Source organism: Roseobacter ponti, assembly GCF_012932215.1.
Classification (GTDB): Bacteria; Pseudomonadota; Alphaproteobacteria; order Rhodobacterales; family Rhodobacteraceae; genus Roseobacter; species Roseobacter ponti.
The window spans coordinates 2,812,144-2,826,704 of record NZ_CP048788.1; the positions used below are offsets into that span (position 1 = coordinate 2,812,144).

General features: G+C 59.9%; 20 protein-coding genes. 13 read left to right on the forward strand and 7 right to left on the reverse strand.

The features are described from left to right. Positions 1-36: 36 nt before the first annotated feature. Both G3256_RS13260 and G3256_RS13265 read right to left on the reverse strand, forming a co-directional pair. Positions 37-261 carry a DUF2842 domain-containing protein gene (locus G3256_RS13260; RefSeq protein ID WP_169641274.1) on the reverse strand — a complete coding sequence of 75 codons (225 nt, stop codon included), beginning with the start codon at positions 259-261 and terminating at the stop codon, positions 37-39. Between the two features lie 19 nt (positions 262-280). Then, on the reverse strand, positions 281-1,576 hold the full coding sequence (locus tag G3256_RS13265) for an adenylosuccinate synthase (RefSeq protein ID WP_169641275.1): 1,296 nt from the start codon (positions 1,574-1,576) through the stop codon (positions 281-283). A 130-nt stretch (positions 1,577-1,706) separates the two neighbouring features. Here G3256_RS13265 and G3256_RS13270 point away from each other — a divergent pair, with 130 nt between their 5' ends. After that, positions 1,707-2,102 (forward strand): DUF6524 family protein, encoded by a 396-nt coding sequence (locus G3256_RS13270; protein ID WP_169642442.1) that lies wholly within the window; start codon positions 1,707-1,709, stop codon positions 2,100-2,102. Between the two features lie 75 nt (positions 2,103-2,177). Continuing rightward, positions 2,178-2,396 (forward strand): hypothetical protein, encoded by a 219-nt coding sequence (locus G3256_RS13275; RefSeq protein ID WP_169641276.1) that lies wholly within the window; start codon positions 2,178-2,180, stop codon positions 2,394-2,396. On the opposite strand, the gene G3256_RS13280 is transcribed toward G3256_RS13275, so the two are convergent. Genes G3256_RS13280 through nthA form a run of 3 tightly spaced genes read right to left on the reverse strand, consistent with a single transcriptional unit; the run spans position 2,393 to position 3,989 of the window. Continuing rightward, positions 2,393-2,707, reverse strand: a complete 315-nt coding sequence (locus G3256_RS13280) for a nitrile hydratase accessory protein (RefSeq protein WP_169641277.1) — start codon at positions 2,705-2,707, stop codon at positions 2,393-2,395. The genes G3256_RS13275 and G3256_RS13280 overlap by 4 nt on opposite strands. Then, positions 2,704-3,378, reverse strand: a complete 675-nt coding sequence (gene nthB, locus G3256_RS13285) for a nitrile hydratase subunit beta (protein ID WP_169641278.1) — start codon at positions 3,376-3,378, stop codon at positions 2,704-2,706. The genes G3256_RS13280 and nthB overlap by 4 nt, the downstream gene beginning before the upstream one ends. Further along, positions 3,375-3,989, reverse strand: a complete 615-nt coding sequence (gene nthA, locus G3256_RS13290) for a nitrile hydratase subunit alpha (RefSeq protein ID WP_169641279.1) — start codon at positions 3,987-3,989, stop codon at positions 3,375-3,377. The genes nthB and nthA overlap by 4 nt, the downstream gene beginning before the upstream one ends. A 460-nt stretch (positions 3,990-4,449) precedes the next feature. On the opposite strand from nthA, the gene secG reads away from it, so the two are divergent. Beyond that, positions 4,450-4,815: a preprotein translocase subunit SecG gene (gene secG / locus G3256_RS13295; protein ID WP_169641280.1), complete on the forward strand. Its 366-nt coding sequence runs from the start codon at positions 4,450-4,452 to the stop codon at positions 4,813-4,815. A 189-nt stretch (positions 4,816-5,004) separates the two neighbouring features. Continuing rightward, positions 5,005-6,651 (forward strand): CTP synthase, encoded by a 1,647-nt coding sequence (gene pyrG, locus G3256_RS13300; protein WP_169641281.1) that lies wholly within the window; start codon positions 5,005-5,007, stop codon positions 6,649-6,651. Between the two features lie 296 nt (positions 6,652-6,947). Here pyrG and G3256_RS19330 read toward each other — a convergent pair whose 3' ends face one another. Next, positions 6,948-7,079, reverse strand: a complete 132-nt coding sequence (locus G3256_RS19330; protein WP_281359587.1) for a carboxymuconolactone decarboxylase family protein — start codon at positions 7,077-7,079, stop codon at positions 6,948-6,950. A 15-nt stretch (positions 7,080-7,094) separates the two neighbouring features. After that, entirely contained in the window at positions 7,095-7,517 is a 423-nt protein-coding gene (locus tag G3256_RS13305; protein ID WP_206040738.1) for a carboxymuconolactone decarboxylase family protein, read from the reverse strand. A 139-nt stretch (positions 7,518-7,656) separates the two neighbouring features. Here G3256_RS13305 and G3256_RS13310 point away from each other — a divergent pair, with 139 nt between their 5' ends. The 9 genes from G3256_RS13310 to G3256_RS13350 all read left to right on the forward strand — a co-directional run bounded on the left by G3256_RS13310 (position 7,657) and on the right by G3256_RS13350 (position 14,457). Next, a complete protein-coding gene (locus tag G3256_RS13310; RefSeq protein WP_169641282.1) occupies positions 7,657-8,238 on the forward strand; it encodes a TetR/AcrR family transcriptional regulator in 582 nt (193 codons plus the stop codon). Between the two features lie 94 nt (positions 8,239-8,332). Further along, positions 8,333-9,130, forward strand: coding sequence for a 23S rRNA (adenine(2030)-N(6))-methyltransferase RlmJ (locus G3256_RS13315; RefSeq protein WP_169641283.1), 798 nt, complete (start codon positions 8,333-8,335; stop codon positions 9,128-9,130). A 198-nt stretch (positions 9,131-9,328) separates the two neighbouring features. Continuing rightward, entirely contained in the window at positions 9,329-9,766 is a 438-nt protein-coding gene (locus G3256_RS13320; RefSeq protein ID WP_169641284.1) for a tellurite resistance TerB family protein, read from the forward strand. A gap of 37 nt (positions 9,767-9,803) precedes the next feature. Beyond that, positions 9,804-10,244, forward strand: a complete 441-nt coding sequence (locus G3256_RS13325) for a tellurite resistance TerB family protein (RefSeq protein ID WP_169641285.1) — start codon at positions 9,804-9,806, stop codon at positions 10,242-10,244. Beyond that, positions 10,241-10,981: a phosphate/phosphite/phosphonate ABC transporter substrate-binding protein gene (locus G3256_RS13330; RefSeq protein WP_169641286.1), complete on the forward strand. Its 741-nt coding sequence runs from the start codon at positions 10,241-10,243 to the stop codon at positions 10,979-10,981. Before G3256_RS13325 ends, G3256_RS13330 begins: the two co-directional genes overlap by 4 nt. A gap of 113 nt (positions 10,982-11,094) precedes the next feature. Continuing rightward, positions 11,095-11,871 (forward strand): ABC transporter ATP-binding protein, encoded by a 777-nt coding sequence (locus tag G3256_RS13335; RefSeq protein ID WP_169641287.1) that lies wholly within the window; start codon positions 11,095-11,097, stop codon positions 11,869-11,871. 31 nt (positions 11,872-11,902) lie between these two features. Continuing rightward, positions 11,903-12,628 carry a transporter substrate-binding domain-containing protein gene (locus G3256_RS13340; RefSeq protein WP_169641288.1) on the forward strand — a complete coding sequence of 242 codons (726 nt, stop codon included), beginning with the start codon at positions 11,903-11,905 and terminating at the stop codon, positions 12,626-12,628. Positions 12,629-12,704: 76 nt separating this feature from the next. Next, a complete protein-coding gene (locus tag G3256_RS13345; protein ID WP_206040826.1) occupies positions 12,705-13,589 on the forward strand; it encodes an ABC transporter permease in 885 nt (294 codons plus the stop codon). A gap of 61 nt (positions 13,590-13,650) precedes the next feature. Further along, positions 13,651-14,457 carry an ABC transporter permease gene (locus tag G3256_RS13350; RefSeq protein WP_169641290.1) on the forward strand — a complete coding sequence of 269 codons (807 nt, stop codon included), beginning with the start codon at positions 13,651-13,653 and terminating at the stop codon, positions 14,455-14,457. The last annotated feature ends 104 nt before the right edge of the window (positions 14,458-14,561 follow it).

Consider the following 14,561-nt stretch of genomic DNA (forward strand, 5'->3'; position numbering starts at 1 on the left):
CGGCTTGTCTGTTTCATTAACTTACGGAGCGTGAGATCAGGGTTGGTCCTGATCCGGATCCGCCTGGCCTATCCCTTTGAAGACAAACTTAAAGGGGATCGCCCAGACGATACCAAGAATGACATAGACCACCAGCTCGACCAGAATGGACGGCCGGTCCAGCCAGGCGACCACGTTCACCGCAACGATGATGTAGAGTGGCAGGCCGATCAGCAGGATCAGCAGGGACAGGCGGCGGCGCGCCTTGTAACTCAGCGTCATAAAACCTCACATTGCGCCGTCAGTCGGCAAATGGATCTGTCACGAGAATCGTGTCTTCCCGCTCCGGTGAGGTGGAGAGTAGAGCGACCGGGCACTGGATCAACTCCTCGACCCGCCGGACGTATTTGATCGCATTGGCCGGCAGATCTGCCCAGCTGCGCGCGCCTTCGGTGGATTCGCTCCAGCCGGGCACTTCTTCATAGATCGGGGTGCAGCGCGCCTGGTGATCCGCAGCCGTCGGCAGATAATCCATCCGGGTGCCGTCCAGCTCGTAACCCACGCAGATTTTCAACGTCTCAAACCCGTCAAGCACGTCGAGTTTCGTGAGCGCAATGCCCGTGACACCCGAAGTGGCGCAGGTCTGGCGCACCAGCACGGCATCAAACCAGCCGCAGCGCCGTTTGCGCCCGGTCACGGTGCCAAATTCGTGGCCGCGCTCGCCCAGACGCTGGCCGTCCGCGTCGTCAAGCTCCGTCGGGAACGGCCCCTCGCCCACCCGCGTCGTATAGGCTTTGACGATTCCCAGCACATAGTTAACGGCACCCGGCCCAAGGCCCACGCCGGTCGCGGCCTGGCCTGCGATCACATTGGAGGAGGTCACGAAAGGATACGTCCCGAAATCGATGTCGAGCAGCGCACCCTGCGCCCCTTCGAACAATATCCGGCGGCCGGCTTTGCGTTTTTCGTTGAGCACCTTCCACACAGGGGCTGCGTATTCGAGGATGCCGGGTGCCACATCGATGAGCTTTGCCAGCAGAGCGTCACGGTCAACAGGCTCGATCCCCAGACCACGGCGCAGCGGGTCATGGTGCTGCAGCGCGCGGTCCACCCGCGCCTCAAGCGTCGCCGGATCACCCAGATCGGCGACCCGCACAGAACGCCTGCCGACCTTATCCTCATAAGCCGGCCCGATGCCGCGCCCGGTCGTTCCGATCTTGGTGCCCTTGCTGGCGGCCTCTTCGCGGGCACGGTCAAGCTCCCCGTGGATGGGCAGGATAAGCGGTGTATTCTCTGCGATCATCAATGTTTCCGGCGTGATCTCAACACCCTGCGCGCGGATCGCCTCAATCTCATTCAGAAGATGCCACGGGTCCAGCACAACTCCGTTGCCGATCACCGAAAGCTTCCCGCCCCGCACCACACCCGAGGGCAGTGCGTTGAGTTTATAGACCTTGCCGTCGATCACCAGGGTATGGCCCGCATTGTGCCCGCCCTGGAACCGCGCGATTACATCGGCGCGCTCACTGAGCCAGTCAACGATTTTGCCTTTTCCTTCATCGCCCCACTGGGCGCCGACAACGACAACATTGGCCATAGCGGGTCCTTTTCATCCGGGTTAAACCGGCGCCGGTATAACCATGGTGGTGCCGGTGTGCCATGGACATTTTGCGGCACCGGACGATATTTGCGGGCAACGCGGGGTGACAGGTACGATTATGGATGCAATGGGATTTCTCACGCGGTGGCTTTTTGCCTTCGTTCTGCTGGCCGCGACCTTCAATCCGACGCAGTATAATTACGTGCAGTGGGTGCGCGATTACGGCGCCCGGAACCTCTCTGTTGCCGTGCTGGCCGGCCTGCTTCTGACAGTTGGCTATGTGATTTATCTGCGCGCAACGCTGCGCTCCATCGGCGGGCTCGGCATGACGCTGGTTCTGGCGATCGTGGCTGCGGTGATCTGGGTTCTGCACGACATCGGTTTTATCGATCTTGCACAGCCCGGCATGAACGTCTGGCTGGGTCTTTTTGCTCTGTCGCTGGTGCTTGGCATCGGTCTGAGCTGGAGTCATGTCCGCCGCGCGCTCTCGGGACAGGCCGATATGGACGATGTTGATGAGTGAGCCACTGTCCCGGCACCCGCGGAGGACTGGCCCTGCGCCGCGTCACATGTCAGTATCGCAGCAAGGGAGCCTGAAATGAGAGCAAAAACAGACCGGCCGGAAGATTTCCAGAAGTTCTATTATGCCAAAGTCGGCCTTGGCGAGGGCTGCGGTTGCGCCGAACGCGTGATCGACATGCATGAGTTCGACCGGCTCGCAGGCAAGCCGAAGCTGCGACTGCCGCGCCTGCCGGCCAGGGGAAGCTTCAGGCGATTTCTCAACAAAGCAGGGCTGACCTCGCGCCCGCGTCGCTAATCCGCCAGCTGCACCGGTGCGCCGTGTGGCGTGCTCAGATAGGCCGCTTCCCAGCCCGCTCTGATGCGGGCGATCTCACCCGGGGCGGCCATTCCGCGGTCTGTGAGCATGCTTTCGAGGGTTTCCAACCAGGCATTGAAGTAATCCGGGCCGCCGTCGAGCTCGCGGGTCAGGCCGTGACTTTTGAGTGTCCCGCCGAAAGCCTGCGCCCAGTCGGGCCAGGTGAAATGTCCCGCTTCGCTGAGATGCACGGTCAGGGCAAAAACCTGCGCGTGCCAGGGCTCTGAAAAAGCCGGTTCAGGCGCGCTCATGGGGCAACCTCCAGATAGCTCTGCCACAGATCGAGAACCACTTCGTCGCCGGGATGTTCAGGATGCGTCCAGAGCTCGGAGGCCGGGAACGCCACGGCGTAAAGCGGCTCGGCGGCATCGCCCAGATGATGTGCAGAACTGTCGGGCAGGATATGCGTTCCGTGAAAGCGCAGAATGCGCCCGCGCGCACCGGCCGCATATGCTGGCAGCCGGGTGTGACCCCCGTCGACAAGCCGGTTACCGTTTTTCCGCCGCGTGATCACAGCGTCCCCGGGTGCGAACTGCTGCGCGATATCAGATGGCCGGTCCGCAGGCCCGCCTGTCGCAAGTACGCCTGCCACGCGGTCTGCCGTGAGCATCCTGTCGCTTGTTCCGCTCTGAACCGGTGCCTGACCGGACAATTCTTCGCGGCTCACCAGACCGGTCTCCGCCAGCAGGTCCGCAAGACCGGCCATCCATTTCTCGTAATATGAAAACCGCGCATAGTCAGTCGGCGACAGGCTTTCACGCGCGTGACGGGAGACGTCAATATTCCACTTGCCCAGCGCCCCGCAGGCCAGCGTCAGCGCCAGAGCCCGAGGATGCCAGTCAATGTGAAACACCGGCGTTTCCGGTTCCGGGATGACCGCACCGTCGCCGAAACGCCCGCCCATATCATGCGGACGGCTCATGCTGCCCGTCCTGCAAGGCCGGTTCCGATCATGCTGTCGCGGGTCACAAACGCCATCAGCTCTTCTTCCGACATCCCGTCGGTGCCATCCGGGCGCTGCGGTATTACAAGATAACGGACCTCGGCTGTGGAATCCCAGACCCGCACGGCCGTGCCGGCCGGCAGTGTAACTCCGAATTCGCCCAGGACTTTGCGGGGCTCGCGCACGGCCCGGGCCCGGTAGGCATCTGATTTGTACCAGCCGGGCGGTATGCCCAGCAACGGCCACGGATAACAGCTGCAGAGTGTGCAAACGACCATGTTGTGCACCTCGTCGGTATTCTCAACTGCCACCATATGTTCTCCCTGACGCCCGTAATAGCCCATTTCGGCCACTACCGGGGTGGCGTCATCCATGAGCGCTTTGCGGAACGCGGGATCGGTCCAGGCCCTGACGACGACGCGCGCGCCGTTTCGGGGGCCGATCCTGTGAGCATAGGTATCGATGATCTCATCCAGCGCTTTCGGATCAACCAGACCTTTGCGTGTGAGGATCGTCTCAAGGGTCCGGACCCGCAAAGCAGGATCAGAGGGCAGAAGGCTGTGCGGGTGGTCGGAATGATCATGCGGCATGGCGCATCATGACAACGCGCCGCCATGAATGTCCAGCAGGGCAGACCCGATTCTGAGGGAGGTTCCGGACCTGCCCCGTAACATGCCGCGGGACAACAAAAACAATCGCATCCGGATCTGTCTATTTCGTGCTATGATCGTCGCAGGGAAGCACATCTGTAGCGCCTCATTTCCAGGATAAACCTCTTAGAGCATGCGCGAGAACACATTGCTTCCAAAAGACCGTTGCTTCGCGCGACGGTCTTTCCCTGTAAAACCCTGATATTCTGCGACACGCCCCCGGCGGCAGCGTCCGGGCATCGTGCATCTGGCTGACCCTGCGGTCCGGTGCTATCTACCGGAAAAACCGGAGCAGGCAGCGCAGCACCACCACAAGCACCCTTTGCGCATTCCTCCCTTGCGAGCCGGGGCAAACTTGCCTAGATACCCCGAAAGCCCGAACCACAGCCCGAAGGTTTCCATGGAAAACGTCGTCCTGATCGTCCACCTTATTCTCGCGCTCAGCCTGATCGCAGTCGTGCTGCTTCAGCGCTCCGAAGGCGGTGGTCTGGGCATGGGCGGCGGCGGCGGTGGTGCCGTATCAGGGCGTGCCGCGGCAACTGCGCTGGGCAAGCTGACCTGGTTGCTGGCGATTGCCTTTATCTGCACCTCGATCACGCTGACGATTTTTGCAGCCGAGAATGCCTCCGGATCTTCGGTTGTGGACCGCCTGGGCGTGACCCCGCCGGCGCTGAACGAGCCCGCGTCTCCTGCAGGACCCGAAGGCGACGATCTGCTGCCCCCGGCACCGGGTGACAATGCGCCTTTGGTGCCAACCCTCGAATAAAACCAACCAGACCTTGCGGCAGGCACGTAAGGCGCAACATCATGTTGCGGTGTGGCTTGCTTTTGATATGCGAATCCTGATACCCTTAAATCCCGTGGTGCTGTGAAATTTCATGGCCCGCCCGGACGGATTTTACTGGTTTTCCAGGGTCTGCGCGGTCTCTGCTGACGACACGGGAGCTTTCAGAGCATGGCACGTTATATCTTCATCACCGGCGGTGTGGTTTCTTCGCTGGGCAAAGGGCTTGCATCAGCGGCTCTGGGGGCTCTGTTGCAGGCGCGCGGGTTTTCGGTGAGGCTGCGCAAGCTTGATCCGTATCTCAACGTCGATCCGGGCACGATGTCACCTTTCGAGCACGGCGAGGTCTTTGTCACAGACGATGGCGCAGAGACCGATCTGGATCTGGGCCACTATGAGCGATTTACCGGCGTGCCCGCCCGCATGACGGATTCGGTATCATCGGGACGGATCTATTCCAACGTGCTCGAAAAAGAACGCCGCGGCGACTACCTCGGCAAGACCATTCAGGTCGTGCCGCATGTCACCAACGAAATCAAATCCTTCCTTGATATCGGCGATGACGAGGTGGATTTCATGCTCTGCGAGATCGGCGGTACGGTGGGCGACATTGAAGGCCTGCCGTTTTTCGAAGCCATCCGCCAGTACAGCCATGATAAACCTCGCGGGCAGTGTATCTTTATGCATCTGACCCTGCTGCCATATCTGGCCGCATCGGGTGAGCTGAAAACCAAGCCGACGCAGCACTCGGTCAAAGAACTGCAATCGATCGGGATCGCGCCTGATATCCTTGTGTGCCGCTCCGAGCAGCCGATCCCGGAAAAGGAACGCGAGAAAATTGCGCTCTTTTGTAACGTGCGTAAGGAAGCCGTCGTGGCCGCCTATGACCTGTCGACGATCTATGACGCGCCACTGGCCTATCACGCGCAGGGTCTTGATCAGGCGGTTCTGGATGCGTTTGATATTTCCCCTGCCCCGCGGCCGGATATGACCGTCTGGGATGATGTTTCCGACCGGGTTCACAACCCGGAGGGTGAGGTCAAAGTTGCGATTGTGGGCAAATATACGCAGCTTGAGGACGCCTATAAATCGATTGCCGAGGCGCTGACACACGGGGGCATGGCCAACCGCGTTCGGGTAAAGGTCGAATGGGTGGATGCAGAAATCTTTGACGCGGCTGAGGATGTCGCGCCTCATCTGGAAGGGTTTCACGCGATCCTCGTACCCGGCGGGTTCGGAGAACGCGGCACCGAGGGCAAGATAAAGGCGGCCGAATTCGCCCGCACCCGCAAAGTGCCCTATCTCGGTATCTGTCTGGGCATGCAGATGGCAGTCATCGAGGCAGCGCGCAATGTTGCCGATATCGCCGCGGCGGGTTCCGAGGAATTTGATCATGAAGCCGGTAAAAAGCGATTTGAACCCGTGGTCTACCACCTCAAGGAGTGGGTACAGGGTAACGCGCGGGTCAGCCGCAAAGTGGGTGACGACAAAGGGGGCACCATGCGGCTCGGGTCTTACGACGCCGTGCTGAAGGAAGGCTCGCGGGTCGCGGAAGTCTACGGGAAAACGTCCATCGATGAGCGGCACCGGCATCGCTATGAAGTCGATATCAAGTATCGCGAACAGCTTGAGGCAGCAGGCCTGTGCTTTTCGGGCATGTCCCCGGATGGCAAGCTGCCGGAGATCGTGGAATGGTCGGATCATCCCTGGTTTATCGGGGTGCAGTTCCATCCGGAGCTGAAATCAAAACCGTTTGATCCGCATCCGCTCTTTCGAGATTTCATCCGCGCAGCCAAAGAAATCTCCCGCCTCGTTTAAGGTCCGTGACCGCGCCAATGCAGTGGCTAACAGGGCATAATTTTCTGCGCCATGAAAAGCTCTGAAACAGGGGAAGGCACCCTAAATCCGGGTCCGTCTGTATGTTTTTATCAACAATACACCTGCAGGAAAGCCCGCACCGGGGATCGGTGCAGGCGATCATTGTATTACGTAAATCATTGACCCTATTTATGTAAAAAGGTGGCAGGATATGTTCGAAAAAGACTATTTGGTTACCCTCTGATGCCTCGAATTTACTGCCATCAGGGCGGATTTTCCGTAATACTGGCTCATTTTCAGCTGGCGGCTGCGTGACCGGAACCCTCGCAGGGCTTCGCACTGAATGCGTCATCCAGCGGAGTTGCCGCGATGTGGTTGGTGTAGTTTGACATCACCTCAAACGATGTACCAAGGATCACCTCCAGCATGATCCTGCGGCTGTATCAGGCGCCGAGAAACGCCTCGGCCTCCCCATCTGACGGCCAGCCACGGGTCTCGTTGATCACCACAGCGAACCGGCAAAATGCTTCAGGCCTCGGGTCGCCGCGTTCGGTTCCTGCGCGCAGGGCCCGGATGACATCGTCCGGCGCACCCTTCCTTCCGCAAATCGTCGTGTGGGCGACCATACAGAAGGAACACCCGGTCAGCCGGGTGTTGGTCATCAGAATGATCTGCCGCTCTGTCTCGCTCAGCTCAGCCTTTTCAAAGATCGGCGACAGGGTCGCATAGCCCTCCGCCAGCGCAGGCGCTTCAGCCATCACGGCGAGCAGACCGGGCACACATCCATTTGCCAGCTGCGCGCGTGCCGGAACCGGGCGGGCGGCGGCGGGTGCGGTCTCTGGCGCATGGGTCTGACAATCCGTCATTGGTCTCTTTCCGTCCGGGTTTATACCACTTGGTACAAATCCAGACAGGGATAATGTACCGATCGGTCTACACAGTCACTAAATCGTGTTGAACGATCGGTCTACAGTTCTATATCAAGATACGAAGGAGAATTCTGACGTGCCCTGGGAGAAGTCATTCGACATTGATGATGTGACCGATAAGGCCATCGCGATCTTTATCGACAAGGGCTACGAAGGCACGTCCATGTCTGACCTTATCGATGGCATGGGCATTAATAAGGGCAGCCTTTACAATGCTTTCGGGTCCAAACGCGAGCTTTTTTCACGGGCTCTCCGGCGCTATGACCGGACAAACCGGGCCGCGCTGCTGAATGATCTTGCGCAGAACGACGATCCGGTTGCTGCAATCTCCTGTTTCTTTGATCACCTGATTGCCGAGGCCACCTCGGGCGCGGATTACCGCGGATGCCTGGTGGTGAACACGGCGCTTGAACTGCCGCATCAGCCCGACAGCGTTAAAGAGATCGTGCAGGAGTCGCTTGGTGCAGTGGAGGCGTTTTTCAGCGAAATGATCCGCAGGGGCCAGGCGGAGGACCGTATCCCCCGAACGGTTGACCCCGAAGAAACCGCGACCTCTCTGATGTCACTTGTGATCGGTCTGAGGGTTCTGTCGCGCGGCACTTCTGCGCCCGGTGATCTGGCCGCAATCAGGTCCGCGGCACTGCGTCTGATCAGCTGACCCCCTGAAGCCAGGGACAGCTACGGCAAAGCAGTCCCGGGCATCTGCTGCTGTGCACTCTTGCGCCTGTCGGATCATCCGCTACACCGGGCAGATGCTGAGCTATCAACATATGTATCACGCCGGAAACCTTGCCGATGTGCATAAACACGGGCTCCTGTCATGGATCCTCGAATACCTCACGGCAAAGGATAAACCGCTCTCCTGCATCGAAACGCATGCCGGGCGCGGGCTTTACGATCTTGAGGATGATGCTGCCTTAAAAACCGGAGAGGCCGCTCAGGGTATTGACAGGGTTGCGGATTTCTTTCCGCCGGCTCACCCCTACAGCCGGGTGCTCGTGGCACAGCGCGACATCAGCGGTCCCCGCGCCTATCCCGGATCCCCGCTCATAGCCACGCAGCTTTTGCGGCCCGGCGACACGCTGCACCTGGCGGAACTGCACCCCGGTGAATTTGCAGCACTGGAATATGCGACGTCGGCATCAACGGCACGATGCTATCACCGCGACGGATTTGAACTTGCGCATTCTCTGGTCCCGCCGACACCGCGTCGGGGGATGATGATGATCGATCCGAGCTATGAGCAGAAAAGCGATTATACCGAAATCCCCGGGCATATTTCGCGCATCACACGTGCCTGGAACGTCGGCCTGATCGTTCTGTGGTATCCGGTCCTGACATCGGGCGCTCAGGCCGGCATGGTCCGCAGTCTGAAGAAAAGCCGGCCTGACGCCCTCTGCCATGAAGTGAGCTTCCCCCCTGCCCGCCCGGGTCACGGGATGGTCGGATCAGGGCTTTTCGTGATCAACCCGCCCTGGGGGCTGGCAGAGGAAGCCGCGCGCCTCAGCACATGTTTTGCAAAGCTGCTGAATGAGCGCAAAAAAGATTGACCCCGGCATCGTCCGTGGCAGGATAAGGCATGTACCTGCTGTCCGCCCCGTTTGTGCTCATAACGACCCGATGTCCGCGTGCGAAATCCACCTGTCCTCCGGCCCCGTCGCCTGCCTTACCGATCGCAAACCGGTTGCCCGCGCACCCTTTGACCGTCCCGAAAGCAGCCCTGGATTTTCAGACAGCGGAGCTCTGTCATGTTTGAACGCCTCTTTCCCCGTCGCAAAAAGAGCCCTGAGCCCCTGCCGCAACCGGATGCCCAGCTGGCACTTGGCGCTTTGCTGGTGCGTGTGGCGATGGCGGACCATAACTATAAGGCATCGGAAGTTGGCCAGATCGACCGCATCCTCAGCGCCACCTTCGGGCTGAAACCGCTGGAGGCCGCAAAACTGCGGGCCACCTGCGAGGCTCTGGAACGGCACGCACCGGGCACGCCGGAATTTGCTCAGATCCTGCGCGACGAGGTGGACTATGCGGATCGCAAATCGCTGGCGGATGCCATGTGGTCGGTGGCGCTTGCCGACGGAGCGCGCGACGATGACGAAGAGGTTCAGCTGATGGCGATCGAGACGGCCCTGGGTCTGACAGACGAAGATATTGCTGCCGCAAGGGAATCCGCTTTGCGCAAAAACTGACATTGGCGATTGCGCAAAATGCGCTAATATCCCCGCCATGTTTGGAGAACTTCTGAAAAGGCTGACACAGCCTGATGACACTGAGCTGCCCGACGAGGATGCCCGTCTGGCGCTGACCGCACTGCTCGTACGGGTCGCACGCTCTGATAATGATTACTCAGACCGGGAAAAGGCGCGTATTGATGCGATTGTATCGCGGCGCTACGGGCTCGGGCCCGGCGGCACCTCGGCGCTGCGCAACGAGGCCGAAGCCCTTGAGGCGGAAGCGCCTGACACGGTCCGCTTTACCCGCGCGATCAAAGACGCCGTGCCCTATGAAGAGCGGCGCGCCGTACTGGGGGCACTCTGGGAGGTTGTACTGGCCGACGGCGACCGGGCACAGGAAGAGGATGCGCTCGTGCGGATGGTCAGCAATTTTCTTGGCATCAGCGACCGCGATTCGGCGCTGGTCCGCCAGTCCGTCGACAACGGGACATGACGGCCAGCCTGCCGATGTATGACACGCCTGCCACGCGACAGGCCAATGACAGGCTGTGGGCGCTGATCCGTGACCAGCTGCCCGGTGCCCCGCCGGACCTTGACCGCACAACCGACCCGCATCTGACCTGGCAGGACCCGGACCTTGTGCTGTCGCAGACCTGCGGGCTGCCGTTCCGCACGGAGCTGCACGACCGGGTGAATCTGGTTGGCACGCCGGATCACGGGCTCACCGGATGCCCGCCAGGCTATTACCGGTCAGTTATCGTTGTGCGTAAAGACGATCCGCGTCAGTTGCTGACGGAGTTCCGGGGCGCGACACTTGCCCGCAACGACGTGCGTTCCCAGTCGGGATGGGCCGCAATCGAAGGGCATCTTGCGGAAAACAACTTTGATTTCAGCTTTGCAGACAACGTTCTGGAGACCGGCGGGCATCTCAACTCGGCCCGCGCGGTTGCAGCCGCTGATGCCGATCTGGCCTCCCTTGACGCTGTCACCTGGACGCTGATCTGCCGGGACGAACAGGTGGCGGATGACCTGCGGGTGCTGGCCAGCACGCGACCAACCCCCGGATTGCCGTTCATCACCGGGCCCGGGCAGGATGCGGCCCGTATGCTGGCCTGCCTCCGCAACGCTGTGGCCGGCCTTTCCGCTGCGGACCGCGACTGTCTGATGCTGCGCGATGTGGTCTTTATCCCCCCCGAGGCTTATCTCGCAGAACCTGTTCCGCCCTTATGACGTGCATCCGGCGCCCATATTCTTACGCAAAAGCGCCGGATCCGCATTACGCGTTGCAAAAGTAAGAAAACTCACTGCATATACCCCATCGAAACAGAACAGAGACACCTGCCTTGACCACTCCAGCACCGGTTATTGAAATTCAGGGGCTTCACAAAGCCTACGGCGCGCTTGAGGTGTTAAAGGGCGTCGATATCACCGCCCCCCGGGGTCATGTGATCTCGCTGATCGGATCTTCCGGGTCAGGCAAATCGACGCTGCTACGCTGCTGTAATCTGCTTGAGGACAGCCAGGAGGGCGAGGTCATCTTCAAAGGTGAACCGGTGACCTGGAAAGGAACCGGACATAACCGCCGCCCTGCCGATGCAGCGCAGGTGCTGCGGATCAGGACGAACCTCAGCATGGTGTTTCAGCAGTTCAATCTCTGGGCGCATATGACCATTCTGCAAAACGTCATGGAGGCACCGGTGACCGTACTCAGACGGGACCGCGACGAGGCCGAAAAGGCCGCCCGCGGTTATCTTGAGAAAGTCGGTATCGGTGACAAATGCGATTCCTATCCCGCGCAGCTTTCAGGTGGCCAGCAACAGCGGGCAGCCATCGCGCGCGCGCTCTGCATGGAGCCCGAAGCGCTTTTGTTCGATGAACCCACCTCTGCCCTGGATCCTGAGCTGGAGCAGGAAGTTGTGCGTGTCATCAAGGATCTGGCCGCCGAAGGCCGGACCATGATGATCGTCACGCATGACATGAAACTGGCCGCTGATGTGTCGGACCACGTGGTCTTTCTGCATCAGGGTCTGATCGAAGAACAGGGCGCGCCGGCAAAGCTTTTCGGCGCGCCTTCCTCAGAACGTCTGCGGGGGTTCCTTTCGGCAACCCAGGCAGCGTAACCAACCCAAAAAACAAACGGGAGTATCACCAATGAATAAACTTATCCTGACCACGGCAGTCCTTGCGCTGACGGCAGGCGTCGCTTTTGCGGACGGCCACGGCAAAACGATCCGTATGGGCACCGAGGGCGCCTACCCTCCTTATAACTTCATCAATGACGCCGGCGAAGTGGACGGTTTTGAGCGTGAACTGGGCGATGAACTCTGCGCCCGCGCCGAGCTGACATGTGAGTGGGTCACCAACGAGTGGGACAGCATTATCCCCAACCTCGTATCCGGCAACTACGACACCATCATCGCCGGCATGTCGATCACCGACGAGCGTGATGAAGTCATTGATTTCACACAGAACTACACCCTGCCCGACCCTTCGGCGTATCTGGTCCTCTCGGCCGATGCTGACCTTGCCAACGGCGTCATTGCAGCACAGACCAATACCATTCAGGCCGCGTTCATTGCGGACACCGGCGCGACGCTTGTCGAATTCGCAACGCCCGAAGAAACAATCGCTGCTGTGAAAAACGGTGAGGCGGACGCGGTGCTCGCAGACAAAGCCTTTCTCACGCCGATTGAGGCTGACGACGCGGATCTGATGTTCCTTGAGCAGGAGGAAATGATCGGTGGCGGCATCGGCATGGGCCTGCGTGAAAGCGACACGGAGCTGCGTGACAAGTTTGATGCGGCCATTCAGTCCATGAAGGATGACGGCACGCTCAACGCGCTGCTCGACAAATGGGAAATCGGCGGCGCTTTCTGATCCGCCCTGACGGGGGCCGCATATTGCGGCCCCCGCGCCTGATCCTTTCCTCCGCTCAGCCGCCACGAGGTCCGCAATTTTCAGCTTCTGCACAGACCCGAGCGTCCTGACGGACCTGCCATGGATGGCCTGCTACCTGACGACCGGCAAACACATGTCGATTTATACGTCTGTGTTCACCGTCCTGCTGCTTCTGGCGGTCACCGCCCCGGTGGCGCTGGGTTTCGGATTTGCAGGGGCGTCGGCGGCACGCTCATCGGTGGCGCCGCTCAGGTGGTTCGGCAAAAGCTATATCGCGCTTGTACGCGGCGTGCCCGACATCGCGTTTTTCCTCTTTTTCGTGATCGCACTCGATCAGGGTATCGAATATCTGCGTCACAAAGCCCTTTGCCGCGACTGGTCTGAACCGATCCGCCAGGGCAACGACTTTGTCGTCTGTCAGGCGGCCAAAATGCCGCTCGGTGATGCGCCGCAATGGGTGCACGAAACCTATGGGTTTTCTCTGGCTGTTCTGACATTTTCCATTGTTTTCGGGGCCTTCGCCGCCAACGTTCTTTTTGGCGCGATGCGGGCGGTGCCCCATGCGCAACTTGAGACCGCGGGCGCCTACGGTATGACGCAGCGCCAGATTTTCTGGCGCGTGCTGGTGCCGCAGATGTGGGTTTATGCGCTGCCCGGGCTCAGCAATCTTTGGATGGTGCTGATCAAGGCAACACCGCTTCTGTTTCTGCTCGGGATCGAGGACATCGTGTACTGGGCCCGCGAACTGGGTGGCACCAAAACCTCGCGCTTCACAGATTACCCGCACGGCGACTGGCGGATGTGGTATTTCCTCGCATTGCTGGTGTTTTATCTCGCCTTCACGCGTGTTTCAGAGGTGGTACTGGAGCGCCTGATGCAACGCCTGACCCACGGCCAGGCCACCTCCGGCGGCGAAGCACAGCGAAAGGCCGCAGCATGACCGGTACACTCCGCTACTCCGCCTGTACATTGCCTGGCCCTCTGCAGAAGGCCTTTTCCGCGTGAGTTGCTGGCAGACTATTCAGGATTACGGCCTGCGATCCATCGGGATTGGTGAGCGCCTGCTCCCGCGCGAAGATTTTACCCTGTGCCAGCAGTTTACGCTCATCGGCTCCGGCATGATCTGGAACATCTATTTCGGTTTCTTTGCCCTTGCCCTGGGCTTCTTTTTCGCGACCGCACTGGCCGTGGGCAAAGCGTCATCCAAGAGGCTGGTCCGTAAACCGTCGGAATGGTTCATCTTCATCTTTCGCGGCTCACCGCTCTTTATTCAGTTTTTCTTCGGCTATTTCCTCTTTCTCAGCCTCAAATCGAATTACCCCTTCTTTGATCCGTTCACCGCGGCCTGGCTGGGCGCGCTGATTGTCCTTTTTTGCAACACCGCCGCCTACACAGGCGAGATCTTTTACGGAGCGCTGCAGTCGATCCCGAAGGGTGACACAGAAGCAGCCGATGCCTATGGCATGTCGGGCTGGCCACGTTTTAAACGTGTCATCTGGCCCACCATGCTGCGGCTGGCCTGGCCTGCTTATACCAACGAGGCGATCTTTCTTTTTCAGTCCACAGCGCTGGTATTCTTTTCCGGCTTTCCGGCCTGGCAGCAGCGGGGCGACGCGCTCTATTACGCGAGCTATTTTGCCGACAAGACGTTCAACCCTTTCATCGCCTATCCGATCCTTGCGATGTATTTCATTCTGCTGACCCTGGTGATCGTCAGCCTGTTTGGCCTGATCAACGCCCGGCTCAACCGCCACCTGCCACAGCATACGCGCAGAAAACTGCGTGTACGGCCTAATTTCATCCGCTGAAAACCACCGCCCGGAAGCCTTCGGCGGCTGCAATCCGGACGGTCTCATATAATTTGATCAAATTCCTCTGGCGGTCTGCATCAGAAACGGGCATTCAGGGCGCA